Source organism: uncultured Veillonella sp. (assembly GCF_934190855.1).
Classification (GTDB): Bacteria; Bacillota; Negativicutes; order Veillonellales; family Veillonellaceae; genus Veillonella.
Window position 1 is genome coordinate 1 of record NZ_CAKPTN010000150.1, and the last position, 4,030, is coordinate 4,030.

At 39.8% G+C, this 4,030-nt stretch carries 5 protein-coding genes and 1 pseudogene; 1 reads left to right on the forward strand and 5 read right to left on the reverse strand.

Going from position 1 to position 4,030, the window contains the following annotated elements; translation table 11 throughout:
• The 5 genes and pseudogenes from Q0F90_RS09245 to Q0F90_RS07870 form a co-directional block, all read right to left on the reverse strand.
• Positions 1-100, reverse strand: a pseudogene (locus tag Q0F90_RS09245) (energy-coupling factor transporter transmembrane protein EcfT); the annotation flags it as partial.
• Between the two features lie 9 nt (positions 101-109).
• A complete protein-coding gene (locus tag Q0F90_RS07855; RefSeq protein ID WP_296004528.1) occupies positions 110-922 on the reverse strand; it encodes an energy-coupling factor ABC transporter ATP-binding protein in 813 nt (270 codons plus the stop codon).
• Complete coding sequence (locus tag Q0F90_RS07860) at positions 915-2,540, reverse strand: tryptophan transporter (RefSeq protein WP_296004530.1); 1,626 nt, start codon at positions 2,538-2,540, stop codon at positions 915-917. The genes Q0F90_RS07855 and Q0F90_RS07860 overlap by 8 nt, the downstream gene beginning before the upstream one ends.
• 131 nt (positions 2,541-2,671) lie before the next feature.
• On the reverse strand, positions 2,672-2,992 hold the full coding sequence (locus Q0F90_RS07865) for a type II toxin-antitoxin system RelE/ParE family toxin (RefSeq protein WP_265138294.1): 321 nt from the start codon (positions 2,990-2,992) through the stop codon (positions 2,672-2,674).
• Positions 2,993-2,994: 2 nt separating this feature from the next.
• Complete coding sequence (locus Q0F90_RS07870; RefSeq protein WP_039969495.1) at positions 2,995-3,240, reverse strand: type II toxin-antitoxin system prevent-host-death family antitoxin; 246 nt, start codon at positions 3,238-3,240, stop codon at positions 2,995-2,997.
• A 287-nt stretch (positions 3,241-3,527) separates the two neighbouring features.
• On the opposite strand from Q0F90_RS07870, the gene Q0F90_RS07875 reads away from it, so the two are divergent.
• Positions 3,528-4,030 (forward strand): cysteine hydrolase family protein (locus Q0F90_RS07875; protein ID WP_296004533.1); only part of this gene is annotated, 503 nt, incomplete at its 3' end.

The following is a 4,030-nucleotide window of genomic DNA, read 5'->3' on the forward strand; positions in this document are numbered from 1 at the left end:
CGACTAAGGCCAATAAAGATACCCAGTCGCGCAATAGAATGGCCCACACGGATACGGCAAGGGTCATCAAGATTTTTGTTAACGGTACTAAACGTTCCATATGTCCCTCCTATTTCCCGCTCAACTGAGCCACTAACTTAGATTTCAATTCATCCATAGATTTACAATAGCCTAAGGATGGTACCGCTAGTGAAAGTTCCACACTTGGCGGTTTTGTAAGGCCTAGTTCTTGCAATTCGTCCGTAGATTTCTTGAATAATTCTTCTGGACTGCCATCAAAGGCAACGGTTTGATTACCCATGATGAGTGCACGGCTACATTCGCTAGCCATGATTTCCATATCATGTGTAATGAGAAGGATTGTAATGCCCTCTTGATTGAGTTGGCGCAATAAAGCTAACAACTCTTTTGTTTCCTTACCATCTTGACCACTTGTTGGTTCGTCGAGGATGAGAATTTTAGATTGCATCGCTAATGCAGAAGCGATAGCAACGCGTTGTTTTTCACCGCGACGCAATGTTGGAGGGTACGCATCACGCAAGTGAGCAATACCTGTGCGTTCCAACACTTCATCAACGATGCGTTTCACTTCGGATTTAGAGCGGCCTAGTGATTCAGGACCAAAGGCAACCTCTGTGGCTACCGTTGGTCTGAACATTTGACGATCCGGTTGTTGGAATACATAACCGATAAATTGACCGCGTTTAGATGGCGGCATGGACGTAATATCTGTGCCGTTATAGTACATACGACCTTCGCTAGCCTTTTCAAGGCCTACGAGCAAACGAGTGATTGTCGTTTTACCACAACCATTACGACCACCGATGGCGATATATTCGCCGCCTTCGATGGTGAAAGTCACATCCCGGAAGATGTCTACGGATGGCACATAGCCAAAGCGGATGTTTTCAACCTTAAGCATGAGCGCCACCGTCCTTTCCTTGTACATCATCAACGCGTTGAATTGGTTGTCTATTTTCTACTGTATTAGATTGATCACCAAGATTATCTACTGTATTTCTTTGATTCGCTGGAGAGTTGCTTTTACCATGCACCTCTGTTTGAATAGCGTGAGCCATTTCAATTTGGTGCAAACCCTTGATAGCAGACTCGATGCTAAGCCAAGGTTCATCACTGTGGAAGCCCGCTTGTTCAAGTTCCATGTATGTAGTGAACACAGATGGCAACGCATCTACGTGAATATTGTGTTCGTACATGTAACGAAGCGTAGTCGGTACATCGTCATCACATGCGATAGAGCCATCTACCATGAGAGCCATGCGGTTTGCATACGGTAATACAGCATGCAAGTCATGGTCGATAACAACAACGGTAATACCGTGTTTTTGATTCAAATCACCTACGAGGCGATATAATTCTGCAGTCCCATCTGGGTCGAGGGAACTAGTTGGTTCATCTAGCACTAGAACAGATGGGTTCGTAGCCAATACGGAAGCAATGGCCAAACGTTGACGTTGACCGCCGGACAAGCTAGTGATTTTGCGGTCCTCTAAACCAATAAGGCCAACTTGTTCAAACACTGTTTGAGACCGTTCTTTAATCGTCTCACGATCGTAACCGCGGTTCTCCATGGCAAAAGCCACTTCTTCACGAACCGTCATCGTTACGAGCTGTGTATCATAATCGGCAAGAACTACACCGATGTAATTAGCCAATTCTGGAATTTCCATTTGCGTAGTCGCTTTACCATCTACGAAAACCATGCCTTCAAGGCGGCCGCCGTAGAACTTAGGTACAGCACCAACCATGGCCATGCAAAGGGTACTTTTACCACAACCTGCAGGACCTGTCACAACGAGGAAGTCACCTTCATGCACATCAAGATTGATATGTTCAAGAGACGGCGTAGTCGCTTTAGGATGGTAGTAATTTACGTGCTCAATAGAGATTTTAGCTTGGCGCTCAGGCAAGATAGTCAAATGACTATGATCAGAGCCCAATTCCTCTGCACTTGGCAACATACCGCGTTTAGAGAATAGACGTTGCGCCGGAATGTATAAGATTGGCGTAATGGCACCGTTCAAAGCAGCAACTGTAAGAACTAATGGCCACATACCGTACATATATACATTATTTGGTAAACCCAGCACTTGCCACAAAATAGTAACGAAGATACCACCAGATACTACGGTAGCTAAGAAACCAGAGAAGATTGGCGTTAAATCGAAACCGGCGATTTTGCGGAACTTCAAGGACAACATAGCACGTGTCACAAGAGCCGCTGTCAACGCACCACCTGGTTCAGACAACAAGTTGCCGTAAGGGAATGCTGACTTAGACGTCAATACGTTGATGAGAGCTGCCACAAGGCCAATCCCCAAAGTTTGACTCAAACTTGGACGAGTCAATAAAATAGCTACGCAGTACGTAGCAATCGTCCAGTTTGGCGTTACCCCAGCCACACTAGGGCTCACCAAATGCAATATCGTGCCCAATGCGAGCATCAATGTGCTGACAGTAACCCATCTAAACTGGCCACCCTGCACATGCGTGTACACAAGATCTTGAATCCGTTCCATAATAGCCTCTTTTCTAAAAATGAATATATAATCTATATTTTATCACTCTTCGAAAATTTGTGAAAGCCAAGAGATAATATCTTTATCATATGATAAAAAGCACCATCTATTAACGATAGTGCTTTTAAGAACTAATGGACTTCATCTAATAATATTCTAAGATAATCCCGTCTACTGTTTAATATTCTATCAATATAGATAGTCCGATCTAAATAACGGTAAAAGCTTAAATAATTATGACAAAGTAAATATCTATATTCAATTTTACTCCCTAGATTAATCAATAATCGCTGTCCCATTTCTGGAAATATACTCAACGAGTCATTCGTAGTCACTATGTCCGAAATAGTTTTCTTAGCTAACTCAATATCACCTGTTTCTTCTTCTATAAAAGATTTTATTTCTAGCAAATCTTCTCGTGCTTTTGGTGCATAGCTAATTTGATTATTCATAATTAAATCCCCAGTTCACTCTTTAGTTGCTCTGATGAAATCCAGCCTTGTTCTTCACCAGATTTACGGCCTGTCTCTAAAGCACCCATAAGTTTTATAGTAGCCATTACACGTTCATAATCTTGAATATCCATAATTGCATATCTACCTCTACCATTTTTAGTTAAGAATACGGGACTATCTATAGTAACATCACGTAAAACTTCAGAATAATTACGTAAATCTGAAATAGGTTTTATATTCGGCATACTATCACCTCCAAAATACTTTAGTAATATAACACTCATCTTTCTAATATCTTATCATTATTGTAGTTAAATTATCATGTAAATTCAACATCAAATTTTACAACATTTCTTAAAATTACTATCAACATATATGATACTGCTTTCTTCCTTTTCTTGTTATATACTTGATATAATGCATATAGATATTTATATACGAAGAAATTGACAATAATTTAATAACTAATATAATAAATTCTAATTACTTTCATATAATACATATAATGTATCTTTAATAAAGGAACTCCATCATGGCACAGGCATTAATCGTAATCGATATTCAAGAAGGCTTAGTTAACGAAAGTCCTTATGATGCGAAAAATCTTATCGCGAATACAAAAGTAATCATTCAACATTTCAGAGATCAAAATACAGAAGTAGTTTTTATCAGACACTCTGAAAATGAAGGTTTATTAGCAATAGGTAGTAATAATTGGCAGGTCTATCACGAATTGAAGCCTCAAGAAAACGAAAAGATCTTCAACAAATATTACAATAGCATCTTCAAAGATAGTGAGTTAAAGAAATATTTAGATAGCAAAAGTATTACCGATTTGACATTCGTAGGAATGCAGGTGGAATTTTGCATTGATACATCTGTAAAAGTAGGCTTTGAATATGGTTATAAAATCACCATCGTCGAAGATGCTATCTCAACCTTTGACAATGAGCACTTACCAGCCGATAAAATCCTATCATTTTACAAAGAAAAAATTTGGAGAAATCGATTTGCGCAGCTAAAAACAACAAAAGA